At 67.0% G+C, this 24,447-nt stretch carries 24 protein-coding genes; 16 read left to right on the top strand and 8 right to left on the bottom strand.

Translation table 11 applies throughout. The features are described from left to right. Nucleotides 1–75 precede the first annotated feature (75 nt). From UB43_RS17515 to UB43_RS17490, 6 genes are all read left to right on the top strand, one after another. Nucleotides 76–846 carry a DeoR/GlpR family DNA-binding transcription regulator gene (locus tag UB43_RS17515; protein ID WP_045213398.1) on the top strand — a complete coding sequence of 257 codons (771 nt, stop codon included), beginning with the start codon at nt 76–78 and terminating at the stop codon, nt 844–846. A 14-nt stretch (nt 847–860) separates the two neighbouring features. Beyond that, the gene (gene glmS, locus UB43_RS17510) at nt 861–2,696 is read left to right on the top strand and encodes a glutamine--fructose-6-phosphate transaminase (isomerizing) (RefSeq protein ID WP_045213393.1); all 1,836 of its coding nucleotides are present in this window, start codon (nt 861–863) and stop codon (nt 2,694–2,696) included. Nucleotides 2,697–3,030: 334 nt separating this feature from the next. Beyond that, nucleotides 3,031–4,032, top strand: a complete 1,002-nt coding sequence (locus UB43_RS17505) for an NAD-dependent epimerase (RefSeq protein ID WP_045213391.1) — start codon at nt 3,031–3,033, stop codon at nt 4,030–4,032. Nucleotides 4,033–4,056: 24 nt separating this feature from the next. Beyond that, nucleotides 4,057–4,797, top strand: a complete 741-nt coding sequence (locus UB43_RS17500) for a glycosyltransferase family 2 protein (RefSeq protein ID WP_045213387.1) — start codon at nt 4,057–4,059, stop codon at nt 4,795–4,797. Nucleotides 4,798–4,821: 24 nt separating this feature from the next. Continuing rightward, entirely contained in the window at nt 4,822–6,369 is a 1,548-nt protein-coding gene (locus tag UB43_RS17495) for a glycosyltransferase family 39 protein (RefSeq protein ID WP_256205170.1), read from the top strand. Between the two features lie 21 nt (nt 6,370–6,390). Continuing rightward, a complete protein-coding gene (locus UB43_RS17490) occupies nt 6,391–7,359 on the top strand; it encodes an SdiA-regulated domain-containing protein (RefSeq protein ID WP_052969561.1) in 969 nt (322 codons plus the stop codon). Nucleotides 7,360–7,366: 7 nt separating this feature from the next. Here UB43_RS17490 and UB43_RS30350 read toward each other — a convergent pair whose 3' ends face one another. Continuing rightward, entirely contained in the window at nt 7,367–8,014 is a 648-nt protein-coding gene (locus UB43_RS30350) for a lipid-A-disaccharide synthase N-terminal domain-containing protein (protein WP_052969560.1), read from the bottom strand. Between the two features lie 518 nt (nt 8,015–8,532). Here UB43_RS30350 and UB43_RS17480 point away from each other — a divergent pair. Next, nucleotides 8,533–9,837 (top strand): MFS family transporter, encoded by a 1,305-nt coding sequence (locus UB43_RS17480; protein ID WP_045213386.1) that lies wholly within the window; start codon nt 8,533–8,535, stop codon nt 9,835–9,837. A 15-nt stretch (nt 9,838–9,852) separates the two neighbouring features. Here the strand turns inward: UB43_RS17480 and UB43_RS17475 are convergent, their stop codons facing one another. Further along, nucleotides 9,853–11,325: an MDR family MFS transporter gene (locus UB43_RS17475; protein ID WP_045213385.1), complete on the bottom strand. Its 1,473-nt coding sequence runs from the start codon at nt 11,323–11,325 to the stop codon at nt 9,853–9,855. 365 nt (nt 11,326–11,690) lie between these two features. On the opposite strand from UB43_RS17475, the gene cfaB reads away from it, so the two are divergent. Together cfaB and UB43_RS17465 are read left to right on the top strand one after the other, a co-directional pair. After that, nucleotides 11,691–12,875 carry a C17 cyclopropane fatty acid synthase CfaB gene (gene cfaB, locus UB43_RS17470; protein ID WP_045213384.1) on the top strand — a complete coding sequence of 395 codons (1,185 nt, stop codon included), beginning with the start codon at nt 11,691–11,693 and terminating at the stop codon, nt 12,873–12,875. Between the two features lie 131 nt (nt 12,876–13,006). Continuing rightward, nucleotides 13,007–13,483 carry a GNAT family N-acetyltransferase gene (locus tag UB43_RS17465; RefSeq protein ID WP_045213382.1) on the top strand — a complete coding sequence of 159 codons (477 nt, stop codon included), beginning with the start codon at nt 13,007–13,009 and terminating at the stop codon, nt 13,481–13,483. On the opposite strand, the gene folE2 is transcribed toward UB43_RS17465, so the two are convergent. Both folE2 and UB43_RS17455 read right to left on the bottom strand, forming a co-directional pair. Then, the gene (gene folE2 / locus UB43_RS17460; RefSeq protein WP_045213381.1) at nt 13,480–14,367 is read right to left on the bottom strand and encodes a GTP cyclohydrolase FolE2; all 888 of its coding nucleotides are present in this window, start codon (nt 14,365–14,367) and stop codon (nt 13,480–13,482) included. The genes UB43_RS17465 and folE2 overlap by 4 nt on opposite strands. A gap of 69 nt (nt 14,368–14,436) precedes the next feature. Further along, the gene (locus UB43_RS17455) at nt 14,437–14,838 is read right to left on the bottom strand and encodes a hypothetical protein (protein WP_082085857.1); all 402 of its coding nucleotides are present in this window, start codon (nt 14,836–14,838) and stop codon (nt 14,437–14,439) included. 129 nt (nt 14,839–14,967) lie between these two features. On the opposite strand from UB43_RS17455, the gene dksA reads away from it, so the two are divergent. From dksA to UB43_RS17440, 3 genes are all read left to right on the top strand, one after another. Then, complete coding sequence (gene dksA / locus UB43_RS17450) at nt 14,968–15,372, top strand: RNA polymerase-binding protein DksA (RefSeq protein WP_045213380.1); 405 nt, start codon at nt 14,968–14,970, stop codon at nt 15,370–15,372. A gap of 21 nt (nt 15,373–15,393) precedes the next feature. Further along, complete coding sequence (gene zigA, locus UB43_RS17445; protein ID WP_045213379.1) at nt 15,394–16,596, top strand: zinc metallochaperone GTPase ZigA; 1,203 nt, start codon at nt 15,394–15,396, stop codon at nt 16,594–16,596. Between the two features lie 97 nt (nt 16,597–16,693). Further along, nucleotides 16,694–17,173: a transposase gene (locus UB43_RS17440; RefSeq protein ID WP_045213378.1), complete on the top strand. Its 480-nt coding sequence runs from the start codon at nt 16,694–16,696 to the stop codon at nt 17,171–17,173. Nucleotides 17,174–17,341: 168 nt separating this feature from the next. Here the strand turns inward: UB43_RS17440 and UB43_RS17435 are convergent, their stop codons facing one another. Continuing rightward, the gene (locus tag UB43_RS17435; protein ID WP_045213376.1) at nt 17,342–17,698 is read right to left on the bottom strand and encodes a hypothetical protein; all 357 of its coding nucleotides are present in this window, start codon (nt 17,696–17,698) and stop codon (nt 17,342–17,344) included. Between the two features lie 76 nt (nt 17,699–17,774). Here UB43_RS17435 and UB43_RS17430 point away from each other — a divergent pair, with 76 nt between their 5' ends. After that, a complete protein-coding gene (locus UB43_RS17430; protein WP_045213375.1) occupies nt 17,775–18,737 on the top strand; it encodes a GTP-binding protein in 963 nt (320 codons plus the stop codon). 85 nt (nt 18,738–18,822) lie between these two features. Further along, nucleotides 18,823–19,845, top strand: coding sequence for an energy transducer TonB (locus UB43_RS17425; RefSeq protein WP_045213374.1), 1,023 nt, complete (start codon nt 18,823–18,825; stop codon nt 19,843–19,845). Nucleotides 19,846–19,990: 145 nt separating this feature from the next. On the opposite strand, the gene UB43_RS17420 is transcribed toward UB43_RS17425, so the two are convergent. The 3 genes from UB43_RS17420 to UB43_RS17410 form a co-directional block, all read right to left on the bottom strand. Beyond that, complete coding sequence (locus UB43_RS17420) at nt 19,991–20,494, bottom strand: nucleoside 2-deoxyribosyltransferase (protein WP_045213373.1); 504 nt, start codon at nt 20,492–20,494, stop codon at nt 19,991–19,993. A 2-nt stretch (nt 20,495–20,496) separates the two neighbouring features. Next, nucleotides 20,497–21,579 carry a calcium:proton antiporter gene (locus tag UB43_RS17415; protein WP_045213370.1) on the bottom strand — a complete coding sequence of 361 codons (1,083 nt, stop codon included), beginning with the start codon at nt 21,577–21,579 and terminating at the stop codon, nt 20,497–20,499. Between the two features lie 93 nt (nt 21,580–21,672). Continuing rightward, nucleotides 21,673–22,152 carry a hypothetical protein gene (locus UB43_RS17410; protein ID WP_045213368.1) on the bottom strand — a complete coding sequence of 160 codons (480 nt, stop codon included), beginning with the start codon at nt 22,150–22,152 and terminating at the stop codon, nt 21,673–21,675. Nucleotides 22,153–22,350: 198 nt separating this feature from the next. On the opposite strand from UB43_RS17410, the gene UB43_RS17405 reads away from it, so the two are divergent. Further along, the gene (locus tag UB43_RS17405; RefSeq protein WP_045213366.1) at nt 22,351–23,301 is read left to right on the top strand and encodes an adenosine deaminase; all 951 of its coding nucleotides are present in this window, start codon (nt 22,351–22,353) and stop codon (nt 23,299–23,301) included. A gap of 353 nt (nt 23,302–23,654) precedes the next feature. After that, on the top strand, nt 23,655–24,335 hold the full coding sequence (locus UB43_RS17400; protein WP_045213364.1) for an SDR family NAD(P)-dependent oxidoreductase: 681 nt from the start codon (nt 23,655–23,657) through the stop codon (nt 24,333–24,335). The last annotated feature ends 112 nt before the right edge of the window (nt 24,336–24,447 follow it).

The raw sequence follows: 24,447 nt of genomic DNA, 5'->3' as shown, positions 1-24,447 counted from the left end.
GGGAAATTCTTGACGAACGAAACAACATAGGTTTTGATTCGCACACTTATCTTTCGAATCGAAACTTAATCGTTCATGTCGAAACGCAATACGCCTCAACGCCGCCACGACATCCTGGCGCTGCTCGCCGAACAGGGCGAGGTCAGCGTGGACGATCTCGCGCGCCGCTTCGCCACCTCCGAGGTGACCATCCGCAAGGACCTGGCCGCCCTGGAAGGCAACGGCCTGCTACTGCGCCGCTACGGCGGCGCGGTGCCGATGCCCCATGAGCTGATCGCCGAGCCGAGCCAGCCGCTGTCGCGCTACAAGCAGGCCATCGGCCGCGCGGCGGCCGCCTGCATCCGCGAGCACGCGCGGATCATCATCGACAGCGGCAGCACGACCGCCGCGCTGATTCCGGAGCTGGGCCGCAAGCCCGGCCTGGTGGTGATGACCAATTCCCTGAGCGTGGCCAATGCCCTGCGTGAGCTGGAGCGCGAACCGGTGCTGCTGATGACCGGCGGCACCTGGGACCCGCATTCCGAATCGTTCCAGGGCCAGGTGGCCGAACAGGTGCTGCGCTCCTACGATTTCGATCAGCTGTTCATCGGCGCTACCGGGCTGGATATCGAGCGCGGCACCACGACCTTCAACGAACTGCTGGGCCTGAGCCGGGTCATGGCCGAGGTCGCCCGCGAGGTGATCGTCATGGCCGAGGCCGACAAGCTGGGCCGGCGCATTCCCAACCTGGAGCTGCCCTGGAGCAGCGTCCAGACCCTGATTACCGACGAACGCCTGAGCGATGAAGCGTTCGAACTGATCCAGGCGCGCGGCGTGAAAGTGATCCGCGCGCGCTGCGAAGACTGACAGGAGACCAAACCATGTGTGGAATCGTAGGCGCCATCGCCGAGCGCAATATCACCCCGATCCTCGTCGAAGGCCTCAAGCGCCTGGAATACCGTGGCTACGACAGCGCCGGTGTGGCGGTGATCCAGGCTGACGGTGCGCTGGACCGCCGCCGTCGCGCGGGCAAGGTTTCCAGCCTTGAGCAGGCCCTCGAAGAGCAGCCGCTGCTCGGTCGTCTGGGGATCGCCCACGTTCGCTGGGCCACCCACGGCGCGCCCACCGAGGCCAACGCCCACCCGCACTTTTCCCGTGGCGAAGTGGCGGTGGTGCACAACGGCATCATCGAGAACTTCGAGCCCCTGCGCGAAATGCTCAAGGCGCGTGGCTACGAGTTCACCTCGCAGACCGACACCGAGGTCATTGCCCACCTGCTGCACCTGCGCCTGGGTGAGCTGGGCGACCTGACCGTCGCGCTCAAGGCTGTGGTCAAGGAATTGCACGGCGCCTATGGCCTGGCGGTGATCAGCAGCAAGCAGCCCGACCGCATCCTCGCCGCCCGCAGCGGCAGCCCGCTGGTGGTGGGCCTGGGCCACGGCGAGAACTTCCTCGCCTCCGACCAGCTGGCGCTGCGCCAGGTCACCGACCGCTTCATCTACCTGGAAGAAGGCGACATCGCCGAAATCCGTCGTGACGGCCTGCAACTATGGGACGTGAACGGCAACCCGGTGCAGCGCGAGGAAGTGCGCTACCACGAGGGTGCCGAAGCGGCCGACAAGGGCGGTTACCGCCACTTCATGCTCAAGGAAATCCACGAGCAGCCGGCCGTGGTGCAGCGCACCCTGGAAGGCCGCCTGGGCGCCCAGCAGGTGCTGGTGGACAACTTCGGTCCGCAGGCCCGCGAGCTGCTGGCCAAGGTGCGCACCGTGCAGATCGTCGCCTGCGGCACCAGCTACCACGCCGGCATGGTCGCCCGTTACTGGCTGGAGAGCCTGACCGGCATCCCCTGCCAGGTCGAAGTCGCCAGCGAGTTCCGCTACCGCAAGGTCGCGGTGCACCCGGACTCCCTGTTCGTCACCATCTCCCAGTCCGGCGAGACCGCCGACACCCTGGCCGCGCTGCGCTATGCCAAGGAGCTGGGCTTCCTGTCCAGCCTGGCGATCTGCAACGTCGCCACCAGCTCGCTGGTGCGCGAGTCGGACATGACCCTGCTGACCAACGCCGGCCCGGAAATCGGCGTGGCCTCCACCAAGGCCTTCACCACCCAGCTGGTCGCCCTGCTGCTGCTGACCCTCGGCATCGGCCAGGTGCAGAAGCGCCTGGGCGACGGCGTCGAGGCCGAGCTGGTGAACGAGCTGCGCCGCCTGCCGACCCACCTGGAAGAAGCCCTGTCCATGGACAAGGTGGTGGAGAAGATCAGCGAGCTGTTCGCCGAGAAGCACCACACCCTGTTCCTTGGCCGTGGCGCCCAGTACCCGGTGGCGATGGAAGGCGCGCTGAAGCTCAAGGAAATCTCCTATATCCACGCCGAGGCCTACCCGGCCGGTGAGCTCAAGCACGGCCCGCTGGCGCTGGTCGATGCCGACATGCCGGTGGTGACCGTTGCGCCGAACAACGAGTTGCTGGAGAAGCTCAAGTCCAACCTGCAGGAAGTCCGCGCCCGCGGCGGCGAGCTGGTGGTCTTCGCCGAAGGCGGCAGCGGCATCAGCGACGGCGAGGGCACCCACGTGGTGGGCATGCCGGCGATCCATGACTGCCTGGCGCCGATCCTCTACACCGTGCCGCTGCAGCTGCTGTCCTACTACGTCGCCGTGCTCAAGGGCACCGACGTCGACCAGCCGCGCAACCTGGCCAAATCCGTGACGGTGGAATAAGCCGGCACCGCTCCACCCCAGGGGGCCCGCGCATCGCGCCGGCCCCCTGTTCGTTTCCGCTCTTCGCCGCCTGCGCAACAAATCCGTCGCACGACTCCCGCCAAAGCTTCACGAAACCGTCCCCAGCCTGCCAACTCGATACGCCACCCTTTGCGCTGCAACCTGAACGGGTGTGCGCATCGCCGTAGCTGCCGCGCGCTCCCGAGTCCCCGCAGCAGCGGGAACCGGCGTGGCGCCGGTCACTACAACAACGCAACGGGTGCTGGCGACTGATGACGATCGAAGGATTCGTGCTGACTGGCCGCGTCTCGGACCACGCTCCGGAGCTGGCGCGGTGAAGCTGCTGGTCACCGGCGCCGCCGGGTTCATCGGCTTCCACACTGCCCAGCGCCTGTGCCGTGAAGGGCACGAGGTGGTCGGTATCGACAACCTCAACGACTACTACAGCGTCGAGCTCAAGCTGGCCCGCCTGGAGCTTCTGCGGGGGCAGCGCCATTTTCGCTTCGAGCGGCTGGATATCGCCGATGCGCCGGGCCTGGCGGAACTGATGCGCCGTGAAGGCTTCGAGCGGGTGATCCACCTGGCCGCCCAGGCCGGCGTGCGCTACTCGCTGGAGAATCCACAGGCCTACGCCGACGCCAACCTCAGTGGATTCGTCAATCTGCTCGAAGGCTGCCGGCACACCGGCGTCGGCCATCTGGTGTACGCCTCCAGCAGCTCGGTCTACGGCATGAACAGCGCGCTGCCCTTCAGCACCGACGCAGCGGTGGACCAGCCGGTGTCGCTGTATGCCGCCACCAAGCGCGCCAACGAGCTGATGGCGCACACCTACGCCCATCTCTACCGCCTGCCGCTCACCGGCCTGCGCTTCTTCACCGTGTATGGCCCCTGGGGCCGTCCGGACATGGCGTTGTTCAGGTTCACCCGCTCGATCCTCGATGGGCAGCCGATCGACATTTACAACCACGGCGAGATGTCCCGCGACTTCACCTACATCGACGACGTGGTGGAAGGCCTGCTGCGCATCCAGGACTGCCCGCCCGTTGCCGGCGAGCTCGGCGCGGCGCCGGCGGCGCTCTACAACATCGGCTGCGGCTCGCCGGTTCGCCTGCTCGACATGGTCGCCTGTGTCGAGCGCGCGCTGGGGCGCCGCGCCATCCGCAATTACCTGCCGCTGCAGCCGGGCGATGTGCTGCGTACCTGGGCCGATGTCGAGGCACTGGCGCAACGCACCGGCTTCCGTCCGGGCACCTCGCTGCAGAGCGGCGTCGAACGATTCGTCCACTGGTACCGCGAGTTCTACGCGGTCGAGCAGCCCTGCGCCCCGGCGGCGTGACGGGTACGGAGCAAGCGTCTGAGCATGTCCAGCAGTCCTTTCGTGTCGGTGCTGATTCCGGCGAAGAACGAGGCCGACAACCTTCCCGCCCTGCTCGAGGAAGTCCGCGCCGCTCTGGCCGGGGAATCCTTCGAAGTCATAGTGGTCGACGACGGCAGCAACGATGCCACGCGCAGTGTGCTGCAGGGCATGCAACAGGGCGGCTTCAGCCAGTTGCGGGTGCTCGCCCACGAGCGCTCGCTGGGCCAGAGCACCTCGATCTATCACGCCGCCGAGGCCGCGCGCGGCCACTGGCTGGCGACCCTGGACGGCGACGGGCAGAACGACCCGGCGGACATCCCCGGCATGCTCGCGCTGGTGCGCGCGGCAGACTGCCCGGCCGACCTGAAGTTGATCGCCGGCCACCGCGTGAAGCGCCAGGACAGCGCCAGCAAGCGCTGGGCCTCGCGCTTCGCCAACCGTCTGCGCGGGCGCCTGCTGCGCGACCAGACCCCGGACACCGGTTGCGGCCTCAAGCTGATCGAGCGCGAGGCCTTCCTGCGCCTGCCGTACTTCGACCACATGCACCGCTTCATCCCGGCGCTGATCCAGCGTCACCAGGGCAGCATGCGCGTGCACCCGGTCAACCACCGGGCGCGCAACGCCGGGGTATCCAAGTACGGCAACCTCGACCGCGCGCTGGTGGGCATCCTCGATCTGTTCGGTGTCTGGTGGCTGATTCGCCGCACGCGCCTGGACGCGTTGCCGCGTGAGCTGGGCCGCTGAGCGATGAGTGCCCCGAGCTCTTCCGTGAGCCTGCCCAACCGCGCAAGGTTCTCCGGGTGGCGACGCTGCGCCGGGCGGCCCTGGTTGCTGCTGGTGCTGGCGGCGTTGCTGCTGGGCGCCGGGCTGGGCCTGCGCCAGCCGAGCAACGTGGATGAAGAGCGCTTCCTCGGCGTCGCCCTGGAAATGCTGCAGAGCGGCGACTGGCTGATTCCCCACCGCGCCGCGGAAATCTACCCGGACAAACCGCCGCTGTTCCTGTGGCTGCTGGCGACCCTGGTGCGCCTGGGCATCGCGCCGAACCTGGCGCTGTTCCTGCCGGCGTTCCTCTCCGGAATGGTCGCCACCGCCTGCCTGTACGACCTTGGCCGGCGCCTGTGGAACCCGCGCATCGGTCTCGTCGCCGGGCTGCTGTTCCTGGCAACCTACCAGACCTATTCAGTGCTGCGCGACGGCAGCATCGACGGCTTCCTCTGCCTGTGGACAAGCCTGGGCGTCTACGGCTTGTGCCGGCACCTGCTGCTGGGGCCGGCCTGGCGCTGGTTCTATATCGCCTGCGCGGCGATGGGGCTGGGCGTCATCAGCAAGGGTGTGGGCTTCCTGCCGGCGCTGATGCTCATTCCCTATGCCTACGCGGTGCGCCGCCAGTGGCCCGGCGTAGTGGCGATGCCCGGCCAGGCGTGGCGCTGGTGGCTGGGCCTGCTGGTGGCCCTGGCGGCCATCGGCCTGTGGCTGCTGCCGGTGCTGCTGCATGTGCTGAGCAGCGGCAGTGCCGATGGTCGCGCCTACCTCGATGACATCCTCCTGCACCAGACCGCCAGGCGATATGCCAGTGCCTGGCAGCACCAGGAACCGTTCTGGTACTTCTTCGCCAAGGTCATCCCGCAGTACTGGCTGCCGCTGGTGCTGGCGCTGCCCTGGATGGTGCCGGCCTGGCGCCGCCAGCTGGCGCGCCGGGACGGCCGCGTGCTGGTGCTGCTGGGCTGGGTCGCGCTGGTGCTGCTGTTCTTCAGCCTCAGCAGCGGCAAGCGCAAGCTCTATATCTTCCCCGCGCTGCCCGGCCTGGTGCTGGTCATGGCGCCGCTGCTGCCCTGGCTGCTGCGCCGCTGGTTCGTCGAACGGCCGTGGGCGCGCGCGGTCTTCGTCGGCCTGGCGGTGGCCTGGTTCACCGCCTGGTTCGCCCGTGGCTTCATCGAGCCGCTGAAGGACCCCGGCGACGATCGCCGCCCGTTGATGGCCGAGGTGCAGCGTCTCAGCGAAGGCCGCGAACTGGTGCTGACCCACTGGCGCGAGGGCCACTGGCTCTACGCGCGCCAGCCGCTGGTGCATTTTGGCATCGATACCCCGAGCCAGGCCGCGAAGGCCCTGACCTGGCTGCGCGGCCATCCGCAGGCGCTGGCGATGGTCCGCGCCGAGGACCTGGAGCGCTGCTTCCGACCTGAAGTCGCCCGCGAGGTGAAGGGCGATTACGAGGAGCGCTGGTTCCTGGTCGGCGCCGAGGCCGACAACGGCCTGTGCGCCGAGGACGCCAGCGCTCCGGCCTACCGTTTTGCCTGGCAGCGACCGCTGCCCTGAACCCCCGCGAGGAGTCCGCACGTGAGCCCGATCGTCGAGAGCATCCAAGCCCTACCGCGGAGCCCGTCGTGGCGCCGGTTCGACCGCCGCACCTGGCTGCGTCTGGCCCTGGGGCTGGCGCTGCTGGTGCCAGCGGTGACGCTGGTGCTGACCGAGCACTGGCAGCAGCGCGCCTGGTTCTACCTGCGCAGCCAGCTGCATGCCGCGGACTGGGCGGGGCGCAGCGTCTGGCTGCCCGACTACAAGGTGACCCTCGACGCACTGCCGGTGAAGGGAATCGAGTCCGACCTGTCGGCCATCAGCTATGACTTCGACCAGGATCGCCTGCTCGCCGTGACCAACGCCGGCAGCATGAAGCTGGCGGTGCTGAACAAGGCCGGCGAGCTGCTCGCGCAGTACCCCATGAGCGGCTTCGAGGATGTCGAGGCAGTGGCCTACCTGGGCGGAGGTTTGCTGGCAGTGGCGGACGAGAACCTCCAGCAGATCGACTTCTTCACCCTGCCCGAGCACCCCGGCCAGACCATCCAGGCGTCCGAGGCGCAGTCCTTTGCCCTGGCGATCAACCCGAGCATCCACAACAAGGGCTTCGAAGGGCTCACCTACGATCCCGACCACGACCGCCTGTTCATCGGCAAGGAACGCGGCCCGCGGCAGATCTACGAGGTCACCGGGGTGCGCGCGAGCCTGGCCGGGAAGCTGCAGCTGAAGATCATCGACCGCACCGCCTGGGTGAAGCGCAGCGTGTTCGGCACCGACATCTCCGACCTGCATTACGACCGCCGCAGCGGCCACCTGCTGGTGCTCAGCGAAGAGTCGCGGCTGATCATGGAGCTGGACGATACGGGCGGCCTGGTGAGCTTCCGCTCCCTCGGCGGCTTCGGCGACCTCAAGCACGGCGCGCCGCAGGCAGAAGGGCTGACGATGGACGCCAGCGGCAACCTCTTCGTCGTCAGCGAGCCGAACCTGTTCTACCGCTTCGAGAAGCGCTGAACGCTCCTCAGTGGCTCTGCGCGCCGGCGCCCGTGCCCTGGCGCCGCAGCAGCGCCAGGTTGCGCAGGTAGACCAGGATGCCGAAGGACTGGCCGAGGATGATGATCGGGTCCCGCTGCGCCACCGCGTAGCTGAACAGCAGCACGCTGCCGGCCATCGACAGGTACCAGAAGTGGATCGGATTGACCGGTCGCCCGGCGCGCTCGGAGAACCACAGCTGCAGCACGAAGCGCCCGGTGAAGAGCACCTGTCCCACCAGCCCGACGGTGGTCCACCAGGGATCGGCGGCTCCGAGCGCCTGGATGATCGGCTCGGGCTTGGACAACCAGCCGGGAGTCACCGCCACCGCCGCCCAGGTCAGCCAGGGCCAGGCGAAGAACAGCGGCCGGCCGCCGCCGTGGCGGCGCTCCAGCTCCAGGTTGCGCAGGTAGATCGCCAGGCCGGCGAGCTGCCCCAGGCAGATCACCAGGTCGCGCTGGTGCGTCGCGTAGGCCAGCAGCAACACGGCCCCGGCGCAGCTGAAATACCAGAAGTGCACCGGCATCAGGCTGCGGCGGGCGCGCTCGGAGAGCACCCACTGGACCAGGAAGCGGGCGGAAAAGGCAGCCTGCGCGAGCAGCCCGATGGCGAACCACAGTGGATTGACGGCGTTCAAGCCTGCCCCCTTGCCGGATGGACGAAAGCCGCGCACGACGCGACCTGCAGCATTTTTCGGCAGTCTACGGAGGGGATATTTCGCTTTGGTGGCGCCGCGAGGGGAATCAACATTCCCCCGGTGCCTGCACGTCCGGGGGTGTGGACGGGGCACCGAGGCCAGGCGGCAGAGGCCGCTACACGAGGGGAATGGAAATCGACCTTGTCTTGTGGACAAGGTCGGACTCCGGCCCTGCGAGGGGTACCTGACAAGTCTCCCGCAGGGCGGGGAGCGGGCCAACGATAGAAGCTGGCTAGTGGCCGGTCAATCGGAAACGACAAACGCGCGTTCGCGAGTGTCCGATATTCGAACCGAAAGGCCCGGTCCAGGCCGCGGATTTCGTTAGCCGGCTATCGGAAGCGTCTATACTGTTTCTGATTGTGTCAGTGGAAATGGCCTTGCGGCGATTCACTGGCAAGGGCGGCGAGGGAGTTCCGTCCTCACGTCCGGGATGCAGTTAAACCGACAAGAGAATCCCCATGAACGCACCTGCCGCACCGCAGTATTCCGCCCACGAGCGCCGCTCGCGCATCCTCGCCATCGTCGGCGCCTCCTCGGGCAACCTGGTGGAGTGGTTCGACTTCTACGTCTACGCCTTCACTGCGCTGTACTTCGCCCACGCCTTCTTCCCCTCGGACGATCCGACGGTGCAGTTGCTCAACACCGCCGGGGTATTCGCCGCGGGCTTCCTGATGCGCCCGATCGGCGGCTGGCTGTTCGGCCGCATCGCCGACAAGAAGGGCCGCAAGACCGCGATGATGATCTCGGTGCTGATGATGTGCGGCGGCTCGCTGGCGATTGCGGTGATGCCGACCTACGCCACCATCGGCGTCGCGGCGCCGGCGCTGCTGCTGCTGGCGCGGCTGTTCCAGGGGCTCTCCGTGGGCGGCGAGTACGGCACCAGCGCAACCTACATGAGTGAAGTGGCGCTCAAGGGCCAGCGCGGCTTCTTCGCTTCCTTCCAGTACGTGACCCTGATCGGCGGCCAGCTGCTGGCGGTGCTGGTAGTGGTGATCCTGCAGCAGTTGCTGACCACCGATGAGCTGAAAGAGTGGGGCTGGCGGATTCCCTTCGTGGTCGGCGCCATCACCGCGGTGATCGCCTTCTACCTGCGCCGCTCGCTGAGCGAGACGGCCAAGGAATCCAACCTCAACCGCAAGGAATCGGGGACCCTCACCGAGCTGTTCACCCACCACAAGCGCGCCTTCTTCACCGTGCTCGGCTTCACCGCCGGCGGCTCGCTGATTTTCTACACCTTCACCACCTACATGCAGAAATACCTGGTGAACACCGCCGGGATGGACCCGAAGGTGGCCAGCGGCGTGATGACCTTCGCGCTGTTCTGCTACATGTGCATGCAGCCGCTGTTCGGCGCGCTGTCCGACCGCATCGGCCGCAAGACCTCGATGCTCTGGTTCGGCGCCCTGGGCATGCTCTGCACCTGGCCGATCCTCGCCGCGCTGAAGACCGTCAGCAGCCCCTACGCGGCGTTCGGCCTGATCATCCTGGCGATGGCCATCGTCAGCCTCTACACCTCCATCAGCGGCCTGATCAAGGCGGAGATGTTCCCGCCGCAGATCCGCGCCCTGGGCGTGGGCCTGTCCTACGCGGTGGGCAACGCGATCTTCGGCGGCTCGGCCGAATACGCCGCGCTGGGCCTGAAGAGCATCGGCCAGGAAGAAGTGTTCTACATCTACGTCTCGGTCATGTGCGGCGTGGCGCTGCTGGTCTGCCTGCTGCTGCCGGACCTGCGCAAGGTCAGCTACCTCAACGACGAGGACTGACCTGCGCCGGCAGCGCTAGTCGTTGCCCCGGCCGCGCAAGGCGTGGTCGGGCAGCGACAGGGCGATCAGCAGGGCCAGGGCGCCGAAGCCTGCGTTGATCAGGAACAGGTGCCCGAATACCCCATCCAGCGTGAGCCGCTGCGCCTCGTGGCCGGCTCCGCTGAGGCTGGCCAGCAGCGCGCTGGCCGACAGCCCGTGACCCGCCTCGCCTGCCAGCGGTTGCAGCATCGCCAGCAGCAGCGCGGACATCAGCGCGATCCCCACCGCCCCGCCGAGTGAGCGGAACAGCGTGATGTTGCTGGTCGCTACGCCCAGGTGTTTCGTCTCCACCGCGCTCTGCGCCGCCACCAGGCTGGTGGGGAACTGCGTGCCGGCGGCGATGCCGGTGAGCAGCATGCAGATCCCGGAAAGGAAGTAAGCGCTCGGCGGCGTCAGCGCCAGGCCGGCAATCGCCAGGGGCATCAGCAGCGCGCCACCGACGATCTGCGGCTTGTAGCGGCCGATGATCGCCGTGAGACGGCCGCAGCAGTACGCGCCGATCGGCACGCCCATGGCCAGTGGCAGCAGGTGCAGCGCGGCGCTGTCCGCGCCCGCGCCGGTCACCGACTGGAAGCGCAGCGGCACCAGCACCGACAGCGAGATGACCTGGAAGCTGGCGAAGAAGCTGATCAGCCAGCTCAGGGTGGCTGCGCGAATACCGAACAGGTGCATCGGCACCAGCGGTTCCGGCGCGCGGCGCTCCTGCAGGACGAACAGGGCGATCAGCACCAGCGCGGCGATGAACAGCGCGAGCATCTGCGGGTCGTTCCAGCGCGCGCCCTGGCCGACTTCGGTGATCGCCAGCAGCAGGCTGCCCAGGCCGGCGATCATCAGCATCGTGCCGAGGTAGTCGATCACCGGCTTGCGCCCCGGCACCGGCAGGCCGCGCAGGGTCTGGCGCGACACCGCGAGGGCGACCAGGCCCACCGGCAGGTTGATCAGGAACACCCAGCGCCACGACAGGTACTCGGTGAGCAGCCCGCCCAGCACCGGGCCGGCGATGCTCGCCACCGCGTACATGCTGCTGAAGTAGCCCTGGTAGCGGCCGCGTTCGCGCGGCGGGACGATGTCGCCGATGATCGCCTGGCTCACCGACATCATGCCGCCGGCGCCGATGCCCTGCAGGACGCGGGCGAGCACCAGCTGTTCCATGCTCTGGGCGGCGCCGCAGAGCAGCGAGGCGAAGGTGAACAGGCCGATGGCGAAGAGCATCAGCACACGGCGACCGTAGAGGTCGCCGAGCTTGCCGTAGATCGGCATGGAGATGGTCATCGCCACCATGTAGCCGGAAATGACCCAGGCCAGCAGGTCGAAGTCGCCGAAACCGGCGGAGATTGCCGGAAGGGAAACGGCCACGATGGTCTGGTCGAGCGCACCGAGGAAGATCGCCAGCATCAGCCCCACCAGCACGGTGCGAACCGCCGGTCGTGGCGCGGAGAAGGTAGTCAAGACAGCCCCCTTGGACGGCAGAGGCCCTCCGGTCGGAATGCGCGCGGAGGGGGCCACAGTGTAGTGCAATGGAGTGACGATCTGTCACATCGGCGTCATCGTTGCTCGTCAGGAAAGGCTCTATCTCAGGGCTTGCAACGATGGTTGGCGAAGCGGCTGCTACGCTTGCGTAGCGAACTATTCTTTCGTGCAAGGGCCGATACATTCTTTTGGGAACGCTTTCATCCGACGAGCGCTCCATTACAGAGAATCGACAGGTCCACCGCCGCGGTCGGCGCCCGATAGTTTTTCGCGGGCCAGGCCATAGGCGAAGACTATGGAGGCGCTGGTCTATAGTTCTTCAGCCCTGTGACCAGGAGGTATGCATGAACGCCAATCTGCCCTCTGAGTTGCTGTCCCTGCAACTGCCGCTGCGCATACGCATCGGCGAGGCCCAGGCCTTCGACCTCGGCCCCGACCCGCAGGTAACTCTGGTTGTCCGCGATCCCACGCTGCTGACCGAGATCACCCATCCCAGCCTCGATATCCTCGGTCGCGCCTACGTGGAGAACCGCATGGACATCGAGGGGCCGATGCAGGAAGTGATTGCCACTGCCGACGCCCTGAGCGCGGCGCTGGGCGATGACGACGAGAATGTGGATTACGTGCGCGAGAGCCACGACAAGTCCACCGACGCCGAAGCCATTCGCTATCACTACGACCTGTCCAACGCGTTCTACCAGCTCTGGCTCGACCCGGAGATGGTGTACTCCTGTGCCTACTACGAGACCGGCAACGAGGACCTGGCCACCGCCCAGCTGGCCAAGCTCCGGCACCTGTGCCGCAAGCTGCGCCTGAAGCCGGGCCAGAAGCTGCTCGACGTCGGCTGCGGCTGGGGCGGGCTGGCGCGCCTGGCGGCGCGGGAGTTCGGCGTGCAGGTGCATGGCATCACGCTCAGCGAGGAGCAGCTCAAGCTCGGCCGCGAGCGTGTCAGGGCGGAGGGGCTGGATGGCCAGGTGACCCTGGAGCTGCGCGACTACCGCGACCTCCCGCGTGACGGGCGCTACGACAAGGTGGTCAGCGTCGGCATGTTCGAGCACGTCGGCCACGCTAACCTGGGCATCTACTTCCAGCACCTGTACGACGCGGTGCGGCCGGGTGGGCTGGTGATGAACCATGGCATCACCTCCAGCAATACCGACGGCCGTCCGGTCGGGCGCGGCGCGGGAGATTTCATCGACCGCTATGTGTTCCCCCACGGCGAACTGCCGCACCTGTCCCTGGCCGTCGCTCGCATGAGCGAAGCCGGGCTGGAAGTGGTCGACGTCGAAGGTCTGCGCCTGCACTACGCGCGCACCCTGGAGTTCTGGAGCGCCAACCTCGAAGCCAGGCTGGCCGAAGCGGCGAAATTGGTGCCCGACCAGGCCCTGCGCATCTGGCGCCTGTACCTCGCCGGTTGCGCTTACGGGTTCAAGAAGGGCTGGATCAACCTGCACCAGATTCTTGCCAGCAAGCCGCATACGGATGGTGGTCACGAAGTGCCCTGGAGCCGCCGCGACCTCTACGCATGAGCCTGTTCAGGGACTGCCATCGGGCCCGGCTTGCCGGGCCCGATGCCTTTCCGGCGCGGCGCAAAAGGCTTGCATCCAGGGGCCCGGGAGGCTAAACCCCCTTTCCCCACTGACTCTTTGGTAGATGAATCATGGTGAATTTCTTCCCGGACCTGTCTCTCGTCGAACTCACGCCCGCGCAGGCGCCCTGGCCGCTTTTGCTCAAGGCCGACCCCAGCCGCGAGCAGATCGAGAGCTACCTGCCCGGTTCCCGCCTGCTGGCGCTGAACGAGGCGGACTCCGTGCGCGGCGTGCTGACGCTGACGCCTCGCGAGCCCGGCGTCGCCGAGATCACCAGCCTGGCGGTGGAAGACGAATGGCAGGAGCGCGGCCTGGGCCGGCGTCTGCTGCTGGCGGCCATCGAGCAGGCACGCGAGGCCGGCCTGCAGCGCCTGACGATCGCCACCGGCAACTCCAGCCTGGCGCAGCTCGGTCTGTACCAGCGCCTGGGCTTCCGCATCGTTGGCATCGAGGCCGATCATTTCGTGCGGCATTATCCCGAGCCGATCTACGAGAACGGCATCCAGTGCCGCGACCAGATTCGTCTGGCGCTGGACCTCGGCGCCTAGTCGCGTTCCCAGCGACTCACCGCCACCGCATCGTGGGCGTGCAAGCTTTCCGCATGCACCACGCGCACCTCGAAGCCGCGCACCTCTTCCAGCTGTACCAGCGCCCGGTGCAGCCGGCGTGCGGCGTCCTCGCAGAACATCAGGTTCTGCCCGTTGGCCAGGGCGAAGGCCTGCTCGTCGGCGCGCTTCACCGCCGTCTGCACGGCGGTGCCGAGGGCGTCTTCGGCGTGGTCGATCAGCTCGCTGAAAGCGAATGCCGTCGCGGCCGGGGCAAGTCGCAGATTCAGCCGCGCCTCGCTGCGCTGGCTGTGCGGCGTGGCGACTATGCCCTGCGGGCTGCCCAGCCAGGCGCGCACCTCGCTGGCTTTCAGCGGGCGGCCGGCGAAGTCGGTGTCGAAACGCTCCTGGATCAGTTGGCGCGCCAGCGCCGCCGAGCAGGGGCACGTCGAGGAGTAGGGCAGGGCCAAGCGCAACTCCAGTTGCAGCGCCTCGTCTTCCAGTTGCGCGTGGATCTCGCAGGGGTAGCGCTTCCAGCCGTTCAGCGGGCTGACCAGCGCCGGGCGCTGCAGCATCAGTTCGAAGCGCAGTGCCAGGCTGGCGCGTCGGGAAAGCTGCGCGTGGCTGCGCAGGAACTGCCTGAGCAGGTCGCGTAGCAACAGCGGCGAAAGCTCGGTTTCAGCCAGTGCTTCCAGCGCCAGGTACAGACGCGACATGTGGATGCCGCGCGCATCGGCTTCGTCGAGGCTGACACCGGCGTCGGCATACGCGGCGACGCGCTCGCCGGCGATGCGCAGCGGCACGGCGATGCCCTGCATGCCGACCCAGTCGAGCGGGATGGGCAGGCGGGTGGATTGGCAGGCGATATCGGGCAGCAGGGTGGTCATGGGCGGGTCACGGTCGTCAATTGTTATAACATAACGTATTTGCTTCCAGGCGATCCCGCAACGGGTTCTTCAGCGCTCCTGTTGCTTGCAGCCGCTCACGCGCCCGCAGGTCAGCCGGGCGCTGTCGCCTGACGAGCTGCTGAAGCGGCTGATGCTGGTCCAGCCGATGCCGCGGCTGGTGCCGACCCATACCTGGCCGTCGCTGGTCACGCCGCTGAAGAAGGTCAGGCTGCCGTAGCGCGTGCCGGTCTGCGCCCAGCGCCGCCCGCTGCTCGCCTCGAAGCCGCGCAGGTAAGTGTCGTGGCCCTGGGTGGCGACGCTGTAGAGATTCCCCGAATCGTCCATGCAGGCCAGCACCGAAGCCGACCAGGCGCAGCGCGCCGGTTCCTCGCCGGGGAAGGGCAGTGGCGCGGAACCGCTGGCGTGGGCGAAGGGAACGAACAGGCAGAGCAGCAAGGCGCAGCGCAGCATCGAAGGTCTCGGCAGGCGGGTGGAGCGGAGCATCGGTATCGCACGTCGTCGGGCGGTTGTCGATTCCCGATTGCGGGCAATGCATTGTTATAATATAACATAAAAGATCACTCCCCTCCGGAGACGGTCATGACCGAACAGGAACTGCTCGCCCAGCCCGGCGAGGCCTACATGAGCGAGGCGCAACAGGGCTATTTCCGCGCGCTGCTGCTGGACCAGCGTGACGAGTTGCAGGGGCGCATCGACGAGGAATTCCAGGCGCTGCAGGACACCGAGCGGGCCAGTGACGACGCCGATGTCGCCAGCCGCGAGGAGGCGCGCCAGTGGCAACTGCGCCTGCTGGAGCGCGAGAAGAAGCTGCTCGACAAGATCGACCAGGCGCTGGAGCGCCTGGCCCGGGGCGATTACGGCTGGTGCGAGGAAACCGGCGAACCGATCGGCCTGCGCCGCCTGCTGCTGCGCCCCACCGCCTCGCTGTGCATCGAGGCCAAGGAGCGCCAGGAACGGCGCGAACTGCACGTCCGCGAAGCCTGATTTCCCTGGAGTCCCACCGTGATGAATGCGCCACTTCCCGTAACTGTGCTGTCCGGCTTCCTTGGCGCCGGCAAGAGCACCCTGCTCAACCATGTGCTGAAGAACCGCGAGAATCTCAAGGTCGCGGTCATCGTCAACGACATGAGCGAAATCAACATCGACGGCCGCGAGGTGCAGCGCGACGTCAGCCTCAACCGCGGCCAGGAGCGCCTGGTGGAGATGAGCAACGGCTGCATCTGCTGCACCCTGCGCGAGGACCTGCTGGAGGAAGTCAGCCGCCTCGCCGGCGAAGGCCGCTTCGACTACCTGCTGATCGAGTCCACTGGTATCTCCGAGCCGCTGCCGGTGGCCGAGACCTTCACCTTCCGCGACGAGCAGGGCCGCAGCCTGTCGGACCTGGCGCGGCTGGACACGCTGGTCACGGTGGTCGACGGGCTGAACTTCCTCGCCGACTACCAGGGCGCCGACAGCCTTGCCGAGCGTGGCGAAACCCTCGGCGAGGACGACGAACGCTCGCTCAGCGACCTGCTGGTGGAGCAGGTGGAGTTCGCCGACGTGATCCTGGTGAGCAAGATCGACCTGATCGGCAGCGCCGAGCGTGATGAGCTGCTGGCGATCCTGCGTCGGCTCAACCCCGACGCGGATATCCAGCCCATGGTCATGGGGCAGGTGCCGTTGGCGCGCATCCTCGACACCGGCCGCTTCGACTTCCAGCGCGCCGAGCGGGCGCCGGGCTGGCTCAAGGAGCTGCGCGGCGAGCACCTGCCGGAGACGGAAGCCTACGGCATTTCCTCCAGCGTCTATCGGGCGCGCCGGCCTTTCCACCCACAGCGCTTCCATGACTTTCTCGCCCAGCCCTGGAGCAACGGCCGGCTGCTGCGCTCCAAGGGCTTCTTCTGGCTCGCCAGCCGCTACCGCGAGGCGGGCAGCTGGTCCCAGGCCGGTGGCCTGATGCGCCACGGCCTGGCCGGGCGCTGGTGGCGCTTCGTCCCGCGCGAGCACTGGCCGCAGGACACCACCGAGCTGCAGGGCGTGCTGCGCCACTGGCGCGAGGACAGCGGCGATTGCCGACAGGAATTGGTGTTCATTGGGCAGAACCTGGACTTCCAGCGGCTGTTCCACGAACTGGACCATTGCCTGCTGGACGACGAGGAAATGGCCGCCGGCACCACCGCCTGGAAGCGCCTGCCCGATCCTTTCGAACCCTGGGAGGCCGGTGGCTGATGCCCATCTGAATCCGCCTACAGCCGCTCCAGACCCGACCGTTGGGTAGGAGCGGACTCTGTCCGCGATAGTCAGGCCTCCACACAGAGGCTGATCCATGAGCAGACCCCGAGAGCCGTCCTGGATTGCCGGCCACCAGGCACTGCGCAAAGGCAGGGTATCTATCGCCGGCGAAATCTATCTGCTGACCGTCACCACCTTCCGCCGGGAGTCGCTGTTTGTGGACTTCCCTAAGGCCTGCTGCATGGCCCGGTGTTTCGAAGGTCGACTATCGCTGGGCGAAAACCGGTTACTTGCGTGGGTGTTGATGCCTGACCATGCGCATTGGCTGCTGCAACTGGGAGAAGGTGAGCGCTTGGAGACTAGCGTCGGACGATTGAAGGCTCTCAGCGCACGCGAGTTCAATCGGCTGTCGGGACGGAGGGGGCCAGTCTGGGCTTCCGCTTTTCACGATCACGCGTTACGCAATGAGAAGGACGTGCTGCCTGCGGCGCGTTACATCGTCGCGAACCCGATACGAGCGGGAATGGTCAGGCGGGTTGGAGATTATCCCTTCTGGGATGCACAGTGGCTGTGAGTCATCGCGGACGGAGTCCGCTCCTACGCAAGGTTTCCCGAAGGCAAAAAAACAGGCCGCCCGGGGAGAGCGGCCCAATTCACCAAGATCATGTCCGGCGTGGGGTGCCGGGAGGGTGTGAGGTACCCGGGGACAGTAGGCCCGAAGCGTGTGACAGCGCGATGAACGTTACTGGGGTTTGCGCCAGTGGCCGTTGCTCTGCTGCTCGCAGAACGGCTGGAGAATGCGCGCATCGCTGGCCACGCCGTAGTAGTGGATGTCCTGGCGATAGGGCACGCCCTGGGTCTGGGCGTTCTCGCAGACACCGAAGGCGCCGCTGGGGCAGTTTTCGGCGTAGGTCACCTCGACCGTCTGGTCTTTCAGCTGCGGCTGGCAGAAGCCCTCGCGGAAGAGTTTTTCCGGGATGGTGCGGTTCTGCTGGCAGACCTTCACGTCGACTTGCCTGCCCTGGGTATGCACCACGCAGGCCTCGCCGTGGGCGAGCAGGGGCAGGCAGGCGAGGGCGAAGGGCAGCAACAGGCGCATGATCGATCCGGGGTGGCGAGGGGAAGGCGCGACTCTAGCGCTTTTCCCGGCGAGCGTCAGGCGGCACCATGGGCGAATGTTGAAGCAGATCCCGACTCATCTCATCGCCGGCCCCCTCGGGGCAGGCAAGACCAGCCTGCTGCAGTCCCTGCTGGCGCAACGTCCCGCAGGCGAAAGCTGGGCAGTGCTGGTCAACGAATTCGGCCAGGTCGGCCTGGACGCCGCACTGCTGTCCCGCGACGAGGACGGCGTCGCCCTGGGCGAGGTCGCCGGCGGCTGCCTGTGTTGCGTGAATGGTGCACCGTTCCAGGTCGGTCTCGGCCGGCTGCTGCGCAAGGCCAGGCCGCAGCGGCTGTTCATCGAGCCATCCGGGCTCGGCCATCCCGCGCAACTGCTGGCGCAACTGCGTGCGGCGCCCTGGCAGGGCGTGCTGGCGGTGCAGCCGCTGGTGATGGTGCTGGATGCCGCCGCACTGGCCAGCGGGCAGCCGCTACCCGAAGCGCAGCAACTGGCGCTGAACGAGGCGGCGCTGCTGCTGATGAACAAGTCCGAAGCCCTGGATGACGTGTCGCGGGCGGCTCTGCGGGCGCAACTGCCAGAGCTGCCGTTGCGTTGGACGACCCAGGGCCGGCTGCCACTGAATGAGCTGCCGAGTACGCCCATCGACGCGGTGGGCGCTGATTTGCCGCAGCACACCTCATCAGGCGAACCGGTGGTGCTGTTGCGCCGTGAATCGCCGATGCGCCAGGTGCGCATCGAGGAGGGCCGACAGGCGGTCGGCTGGCGCTTCCACCGTGACTGGCGTTTCCGCACGGCCGCGCTGGACGCCTGGCTGGCCGGGCTTCCCGGCCTGTTGCGGGCCAAGGCGGTGCTGCACGGCGAGGACGCCTGGCTGGCCTGCAACCGTACCGTCGGTCCGGCGCCGTGGACGCCCAGCGCCTGGCGCAAGGACAGCCGGATAGAGCTGATCCTGGCTGCCGAGCTCGATCCACAGGCCTTGCAGGACGGCCTTTTGCGCTGCGCCATCGCACCCGTATGACAGATAAGGTTGCCCTCGCGTAACGAGTGAATGATAATAATTATCAGCAGATACTGCTTCGTGAACTCTTCCCGCAGGCTTTCTCATGTCGTTACCCCAACCGCGCAAGGCGGCGGACGCCAGTCCAGCCTTAGACGCTGAGGAACAGCTGTTCACTTCCGCCACGGTGGATGACGGCGCCCATTTGCCCAGCGTGAACGCCCAGCGCGTCAATGAGGCCACCCTGCGACTCGTCAGTTGTGCCGGCCCCCGCCGCGACGAGGAAGTGGTTCCCGAAGAGGTCCTGATTCCCTATGCCGCGCCGGTCGAAGGCGTGGAAGACGGCGACCAGCCGCCGCCCCCCGGTGGCTGGTGGAAGTCCTCGGGCCTGGCGATCGCCATGCACGTGGCCATTGTCGCCGCGCTGGTCTGGGTGATGCCGACCCCGGCCGAACTGAATCTGGGCGCCGGCGAGATGCCCAAGGCCATGCAGGTGAGCGTCGTCACCCTGCCGCCCAAGCCCGAAGTGCAGCAACCGCCCGCCGCCGCGCCGACCCCGCCGCCGCCGGAGCCCGAGCCGCCGAAACCCATCGAGCCGCCCAAGCCGGTGGAAAAGCCCAAGCCCAAACCCAAGCCGGTCGAAAAGGCCGTGCCCAAGGTGTCGCCCAAGCCCAAGCCGAAACCCAAGCCCGAGCCTGACCCGGAACCGGCCGAGGAATCCGCCGCGCCGCCGACCCCGGCTGCACCGCCGCCGCCCGCTGCACCGACCGTCGGCCAGTTCACCCAGGGTGCCCAGGCCGCGCCGACCGGCTCGCAAGGCCCTGCCGGCCTGCCCACCGGCAGCCTGAACGACAGCGACATCAAGCCGCTGCGCATGGACCCGCCGGTCTACCCGCGCATGGCGCTGAACCGTGGTATCGAAGGCCGGGTGAAGGTGCTGTTCACCATCACCAGCGATGGCCGCATCGCCGACATCCAGGTGCTGGAGTCCACGCCGCCGCGCATGTTCGACAACGCCGTGCGCGATGCCATGGACAAGTGGCGCTTCGAGCCGCGGGTCAGTGGCGGCCGGATCGTCGCCCGCCAGGCGACCAAGGTGTTCTTCTTCAAGCTCGAGGGCCGTCGCTGACCGCCCTTGTGAGCCCAACAAAAACGCGCCCCAGGGCGCGTTTTTTGTTGCTGCCAATTTGCCGTTGCAGCACAGGGCGTAGGAGCGGACTCCGTCCGCGATGGTATTCGGCGCGATGCGGACCAATCGCGGACGGAGTCCGCTCCTACGAAAGCAATTCTTCCCGTAGCAACTCCAGTGCTTCTCGCGCCCCGCCCACGGCGATCCGCACGGGGACGCCGAGCATCAGGTTCAGCGGCAGACCGAAGCTTTCGATCTGGTTGCCCTCGCGGTCACGCCCGGGCTCCTCGCCCAGCCACTCGCAGGGCAGGCGCTGCGCGCAATTGCCGCCTTCTTCGATATAGCCATATAGCGGCTTGCCCATCGCGGCGGCGTAGCCCAGTTCGAAGGCCGTGCCACTGTCCGGCTCGGCGCCGCGGAAGGGATTGAGGTTGGCCAGCACCGCGTTCGCCTGGCGGATCAGTTCGAGGTTCGCCTGGTAGATCCAGCGCGCCTGCGCAACCGGCTCGACGATTCCCTCGGGCACCGAATGATCCAGCGGATACAGCCCCTGCACGCCGAATTCGGCGCACAGGGCCTTGAGCCGCTCGCCCTGCTCGAAGGCATCGGGGAGGAACACATCGGGGCCGGCGAGGTACAGCTTGAGCATGGTCAGAGTCCCATGAACGACAGCATCAGGAAGGTGGCGAACAGCACGAAGTGGGTCATGCCTTCGATGGCGTTGGTCTTGCCATCATGCAGGTTGTAGCCGGCGACCATCAGGGTGATGAACATCATGCCGGTCTGCAGCGGGGTCATCGCCATCTGGATCGGCTGGCCCTTGAACAGCGCCAGGGCTTCGATCACCGGTACGGTAAGGATCACGGTCGACAGCGACGCGCCCAGGGCGATATTGACCACCGGCTGCATGCGGTTGGCCATGGCCGCGCGCAGGGCGGTGAGGATTTCCGGGCTGGCGGAAATCGCCGCCACCAGCAGCGCCGGCACGATGGGCGGCACGCCGCTGCCTTCCAGGCCGACATCCAGGGCCTTGGACATCACCTCGGCCAACGCGCCGATCAGCACCACGCCGACCACCAGCAGGCCCATGGACTGCTTGCTGTTGCCCGGTGCCTCGTGGCCTTCGGCGTGCTCGCCGTGGGTGGCGTAGTTGTAGCTGAAGAAGTAGCTGTGCTGGCCGGTCTGCATGCGCAGGAACAGCGCGTAGAGCATGACCATGCAGCCGATGGTGAAGAAGGAGTAGAGCTTCCACTGCTCGGCCGGGATCAGCTCCGGGACCACCATGGAGATGCCCACGGCGGTGAGGATCATGGTCACGTAGGTCTTGCCCGAGTCGTCGTTGTACGACTGCTCGCCGTGCTTCAACCCGCCGAGCAGCGCGGCCAGGCCGAGGATGCCGTTCATGTCGAGCATCACCGCGGCGTAGATGGTGTCGCGGGCCAGGGTCGGGGAATGGTTGTGGCCCATCATGATCGCCAGGATCACCACCTCCACCAGCACCGCCGCCAGGGTCAGGATCATGGTGCCGTAGGGCTCGCCGACCTTCTCCGCGAGGATTTCGGCGTGGTGCGCCACGCGCAGCGAGACGCCGATGATCACTGCCAGCAGCGCGGTGGCGGTGATCCCCGCGAGCAGCTTGCCGCCGCCCAGCAGGCTGTGCTCCAGCGGGTAGACCGCAATCGCCACCAGCAGGGCGAGGAGGAGGAATTTTTCTTCTTTGAGCGCGCGCAGCATCGAGGGGGACGTCCATTCCGTAAGAGGCGAGTGCGCCATCTTAGGCAATGCCTGGTATGCGCACCAGCGGGCGGCGGAGTGCCGTGCGGCCCCTCAGTGAAGCCGGCTGGCGCGCTCGAGGAATTGCTTCTGCGCGGCGAGGATCTGTTCGGGCTGTCCCCGCAGGCCCTGGTAGGTGGTCGCCAGGCTCTGCGCGAGGGTTTCCTTCTTCGCCGGGTCGGTGGTCTCCACGTAACGCTTGAGTTGCTGGTAGTAGCCGATCTGCAGTTCGTAGTAACGAGACAGGCGGCTGGCGAACTGGCTGGCGTCCTCGCTGTGCGGGAGTTGCTGCACCTGGTTCAGGTTCTTTTCGAGTTCGGCGATATGGTCGCCGGGGTGCTTTGTTAGTGCCCCGCGGCCGGCGCCATGGCCGGGATCGAAATCGCCGTTGATCAGTCCTTCCATGTCCCGGTCGATGCGCTGCACGTTGGAGAGGAAGGCGGCGGTCACCACCTCGTTGTATGTCAGGTCGCCGGGCTGCCCGCAGGCAGTCAGGGCCAGCGACAGCAGCAGGGCCAGCAGAGTCTTGTTCATGAGGCGGACCGGGTGGGCAGGGGGAAGGCGATTCTAGAAAGGGGGCCGGTCGGAAGATTTCGCGGATATCTGTCTTTTGCGTCAGAATCATCCTTGTCCACTGCGTGATGGGGCCCTCCGCCCCGCTGCCAATTGCTTGCCGGGTCGGCCTGTGTGCCAATGACGGGCGCCTGACCCACCGATAACGAGACCTCACCCATGTACGACTGGCTCAATGCCCTGCCCAAGGCCGAACTGCACCTGCACCTGGAAGGGTCGCTGGAGCCCGAGCTGCTGTTCGCCCTGGCCGAGCGCAACAAGGTCGCCCTGCCCTGGGGCGATGTCGAGAGCCTGCGCAAGGCCTATGCCTTCAACAACCTGCAGGAATTCCTCGACCTCTACTACGCCGGCGCCGACGTGCTGCGCACCGAGCAGGACTTCTACGACCTGACCTGGGCGTACCTGCAGAAATGCAAGGCGCAGAACGTCATCCACGTCGAGCCGTTCTTCGACCCGCAGACCCACACTGACCGTGGCGTGCCCTTCGAGGTGGTGCTGCGTGGCATCCAGGGCGCACTCAAGGATGGCGAGAAGCAACTGGGCATCAGCCATGGCCTGATCCTCAGCTTCCTGCGCCACCTGTCCGAGGAGGAGGCGTTCAAGACCCTCGACCAGGCCATGCCGTTCCGTGACGCCTTCATCGCCGTCGGCCTCGACAGCTCCGAAGTTGGCCACCCGCCGAGCAAGTTCCAGCGCGTGTTCGACCGCGCCCGCAGCGAGGGCTTCCTCACCGTTGCGCACGCTGGCGAGGAAGGCCCGCCGGAGTACATCTGGGAAGCCCTGGACCTGCTCAAGATCGAGCGCATCGACCATGGCGTGCGCGCCATCGAGGACGAGCGGCTGATGCAGCGCATCATCGACGAGCAGATCCCGCTGACCGTCTGCCCGCTGTCCAACACCAAGCTCTGCGTGTTCGACCACATGCGCGAGCACAACATCCTCGACATGCTCGAACGCGGCGTGAAGGTGACGGTGAACTCGGACGACCCGGCCTACTTCGGCGGCTACGTCACCGAGAACTTCCAGGCCTTGCACGAGCACCTGGGCATGACCCAGGACCAGGCCAGGCGCCTGGCGCAGAACAGCCTGGATGCGCGGTTGGTGAAGTAAGGGCGAGGGTCAGCGTCCGCGTTGACCTATGGCCCCTCTCCCTGGCCCTGGCTGCGCGCCCCACTCCGGAGGGAAAGCGGACTGTCTCTGCCGGCTGTGAAGGCGGTGCCTCGTGGGGCAGGTTTTGTCTCGGGTGAGTTGGCAAAGAATGCCCGGTACATGCCGCTGTATCCGAGCGCGCCGAACAGCCCCCTCTCCCTTCAGGGGGAGGGTTGGGGAGAGGGAACGCCCAGCATGGAATCTCCCCGGAAATCGCCCGTCCCGATCCGTCCCCTCATCTGGCGCCCGCGACCTTTCGCGCAACCCCTGCTACCCCTATAAGAACGCCTCTCCCACCGTCATGAGGTAGCAGCATGAACAGGATCGTCGCCATCACCGGCGGCTTCGGCCATCTGGGCAGCGTGGTCGGCCAGGCGTTCGCCGAGGCCGGCTGGCAGGTCGCGTTGCTCGACCGCGCCGTCGGCCCGCGTTATCCACAGGCCGGCGCGCTGTCCATCGGCGGTATCGACCTCACTGACTCTGCAGCCGCACGTGCCGCGCTGGAGCAGGTCAACGAGCATTTCGGCGGCCTGGACGCGCTGATCAACGTGGCTGGCGGCTTCCACTGGGAAACCCTGGCCGACGGCGACGTCGACACCTGGGACCTGATGTACCGCATCAACCTGCGCACCGCCGTGGTCTCCAGCCAGGCCGCGCTGGCGCACCTGAAGGCCCGCGGGCACGGGCGCATCCTCAACATCGCCGCCGCAGCCGCTACCCGCGCAGCGCTCGGCATGGGCGCCTATGCGGCGTCCAAGGCCGGCGTCATGCGCCTGACCGAAGCGCTGGCGGAGGAGCTGACGGACGCTCGCATCACCGTCAACGCGCTGATGCCGAGCATCATCGACACCCCGCAGAACCGTGCCGACATGCCCGACGCGGAGTTCGACCGCTGGGTGAAGCCGGAGCAGCTGGCGGCGACCCTGCTGTTCCTCGCCTCGGATTCGGCGGCGGCGATCACCGGCGCGTGCATTCCGGTGACCGGGCGGGTGTGATCGCGCGGCTTCTGTGGGGCGGATAACACCTATGCGTTATCCGCCCTACCTCCTGCGTTGGAGCATCACTCCTGCGCGTTCATCGACGTCGGCGTGAACCTGTAGGAGCGGG

Source organism: Pseudomonas sp. 21 (assembly GCF_000955805.1).
GTDB lineage: Bacteria > Pseudomonadota > Gammaproteobacteria > Pseudomonadales > Pseudomonadaceae > Pseudomonas.
This window is presented reverse-complemented; position numbering and strand designations above follow the sequence as displayed.

Coding starts and splice junctions, on each gene's coding strand:
- UB43_RS17515 (WP_045213398.1), top strand. CDS start 76: ATGTCGAAACGCAATACGCCTCAACGCCGCCACGACATCCTGGCGCTG.
- glmS (WP_045213393.1), top strand. CDS start 861: ATGTGTGGAATCGTAGGCGCCATCGCCGAGCGCAATATCACCCCGATC.
- UB43_RS17500 (WP_045213387.1), top strand. CDS start 4,057: ATGTCCAGCAGTCCTTTCGTGTCGGTGCTGATTCCGGCGAAGAACGAG.
- UB43_RS17480 (WP_045213386.1), top strand. CDS start 8,533: ATGAACGCACCTGCCGCACCGCAGTATTCCGCCCACGAGCGCCGCTCG.
- cfaB (WP_045213384.1), top strand. CDS start 11,691: ATGAACGCCAATCTGCCCTCTGAGTTGCTGTCCCTGCAACTGCCGCTG.
- UB43_RS17465 (WP_045213382.1), top strand. CDS start 13,007: ATGGTGAATTTCTTCCCGGACCTGTCTCTCGTCGAACTCACGCCCGCG.
- folE2 (WP_045213381.1), bottom strand. CDS start 14,367: ATGACCACCCTGCTGCCCGATATCGCCTGCCAATCCACCCGCCTGCCC.
- UB43_RS17455 (WP_082085857.1), bottom strand. CDS start 14,838: ATGCTGCGCTGCGCCTTGCTGCTCTGCCTGTTCGTTCCCTTCGCCCAC.
- dksA (WP_045213380.1), top strand. CDS start 14,968: ATGACCGAACAGGAACTGCTCGCCCAGCCCGGCGAGGCCTACATGAGC.
- zigA (WP_045213379.1), top strand. CDS start 15,394: ATGAATGCGCCACTTCCCGTAACTGTGCTGTCCGGCTTCCTTGGCGCC.
- UB43_RS17440 (WP_045213378.1), top strand. CDS start 16,694: ATGAGCAGACCCCGAGAGCCGTCCTGGATTGCCGGCCACCAGGCACTG.
- UB43_RS17435 (WP_045213376.1), bottom strand. CDS start 17,698: ATGCGCCTGTTGCTGCCCTTCGCCCTCGCCTGCCTGCCCCTGCTCGCC.
- UB43_RS17430 (WP_045213375.1), top strand. CDS start 17,775: ATGTTGAAGCAGATCCCGACTCATCTCATCGCCGGCCCCCTCGGGGCA.
- UB43_RS17425 (WP_045213374.1), top strand. CDS start 18,823: ATGTCGTTACCCCAACCGCGCAAGGCGGCGGACGCCAGTCCAGCCTTA.
- UB43_RS17420 (WP_045213373.1), bottom strand. CDS start 20,494: ATGCTCAAGCTGTACCTCGCCGGCCCCGATGTGTTCCTCCCCGATGCC.
- UB43_RS17415 (WP_045213370.1), bottom strand. CDS start 21,579: ATGCTGCGCGCGCTCAAAGAAGAAAAATTCCTCCTCCTCGCCCTGCTG.
- UB43_RS17410 (WP_045213368.1), bottom strand. CDS start 22,152: ATGAACAAGACTCTGCTGGCCCTGCTGCTGTCGCTGGCCCTGACTGCC.
- UB43_RS17405 (WP_045213366.1), top strand. CDS start 22,351: ATGTACGACTGGCTCAATGCCCTGCCCAAGGCCGAACTGCACCTGCAC.
- UB43_RS17400 (WP_045213364.1), top strand. CDS start 23,655: ATGAACAGGATCGTCGCCATCACCGGCGGCTTCGGCCATCTGGGCAGC.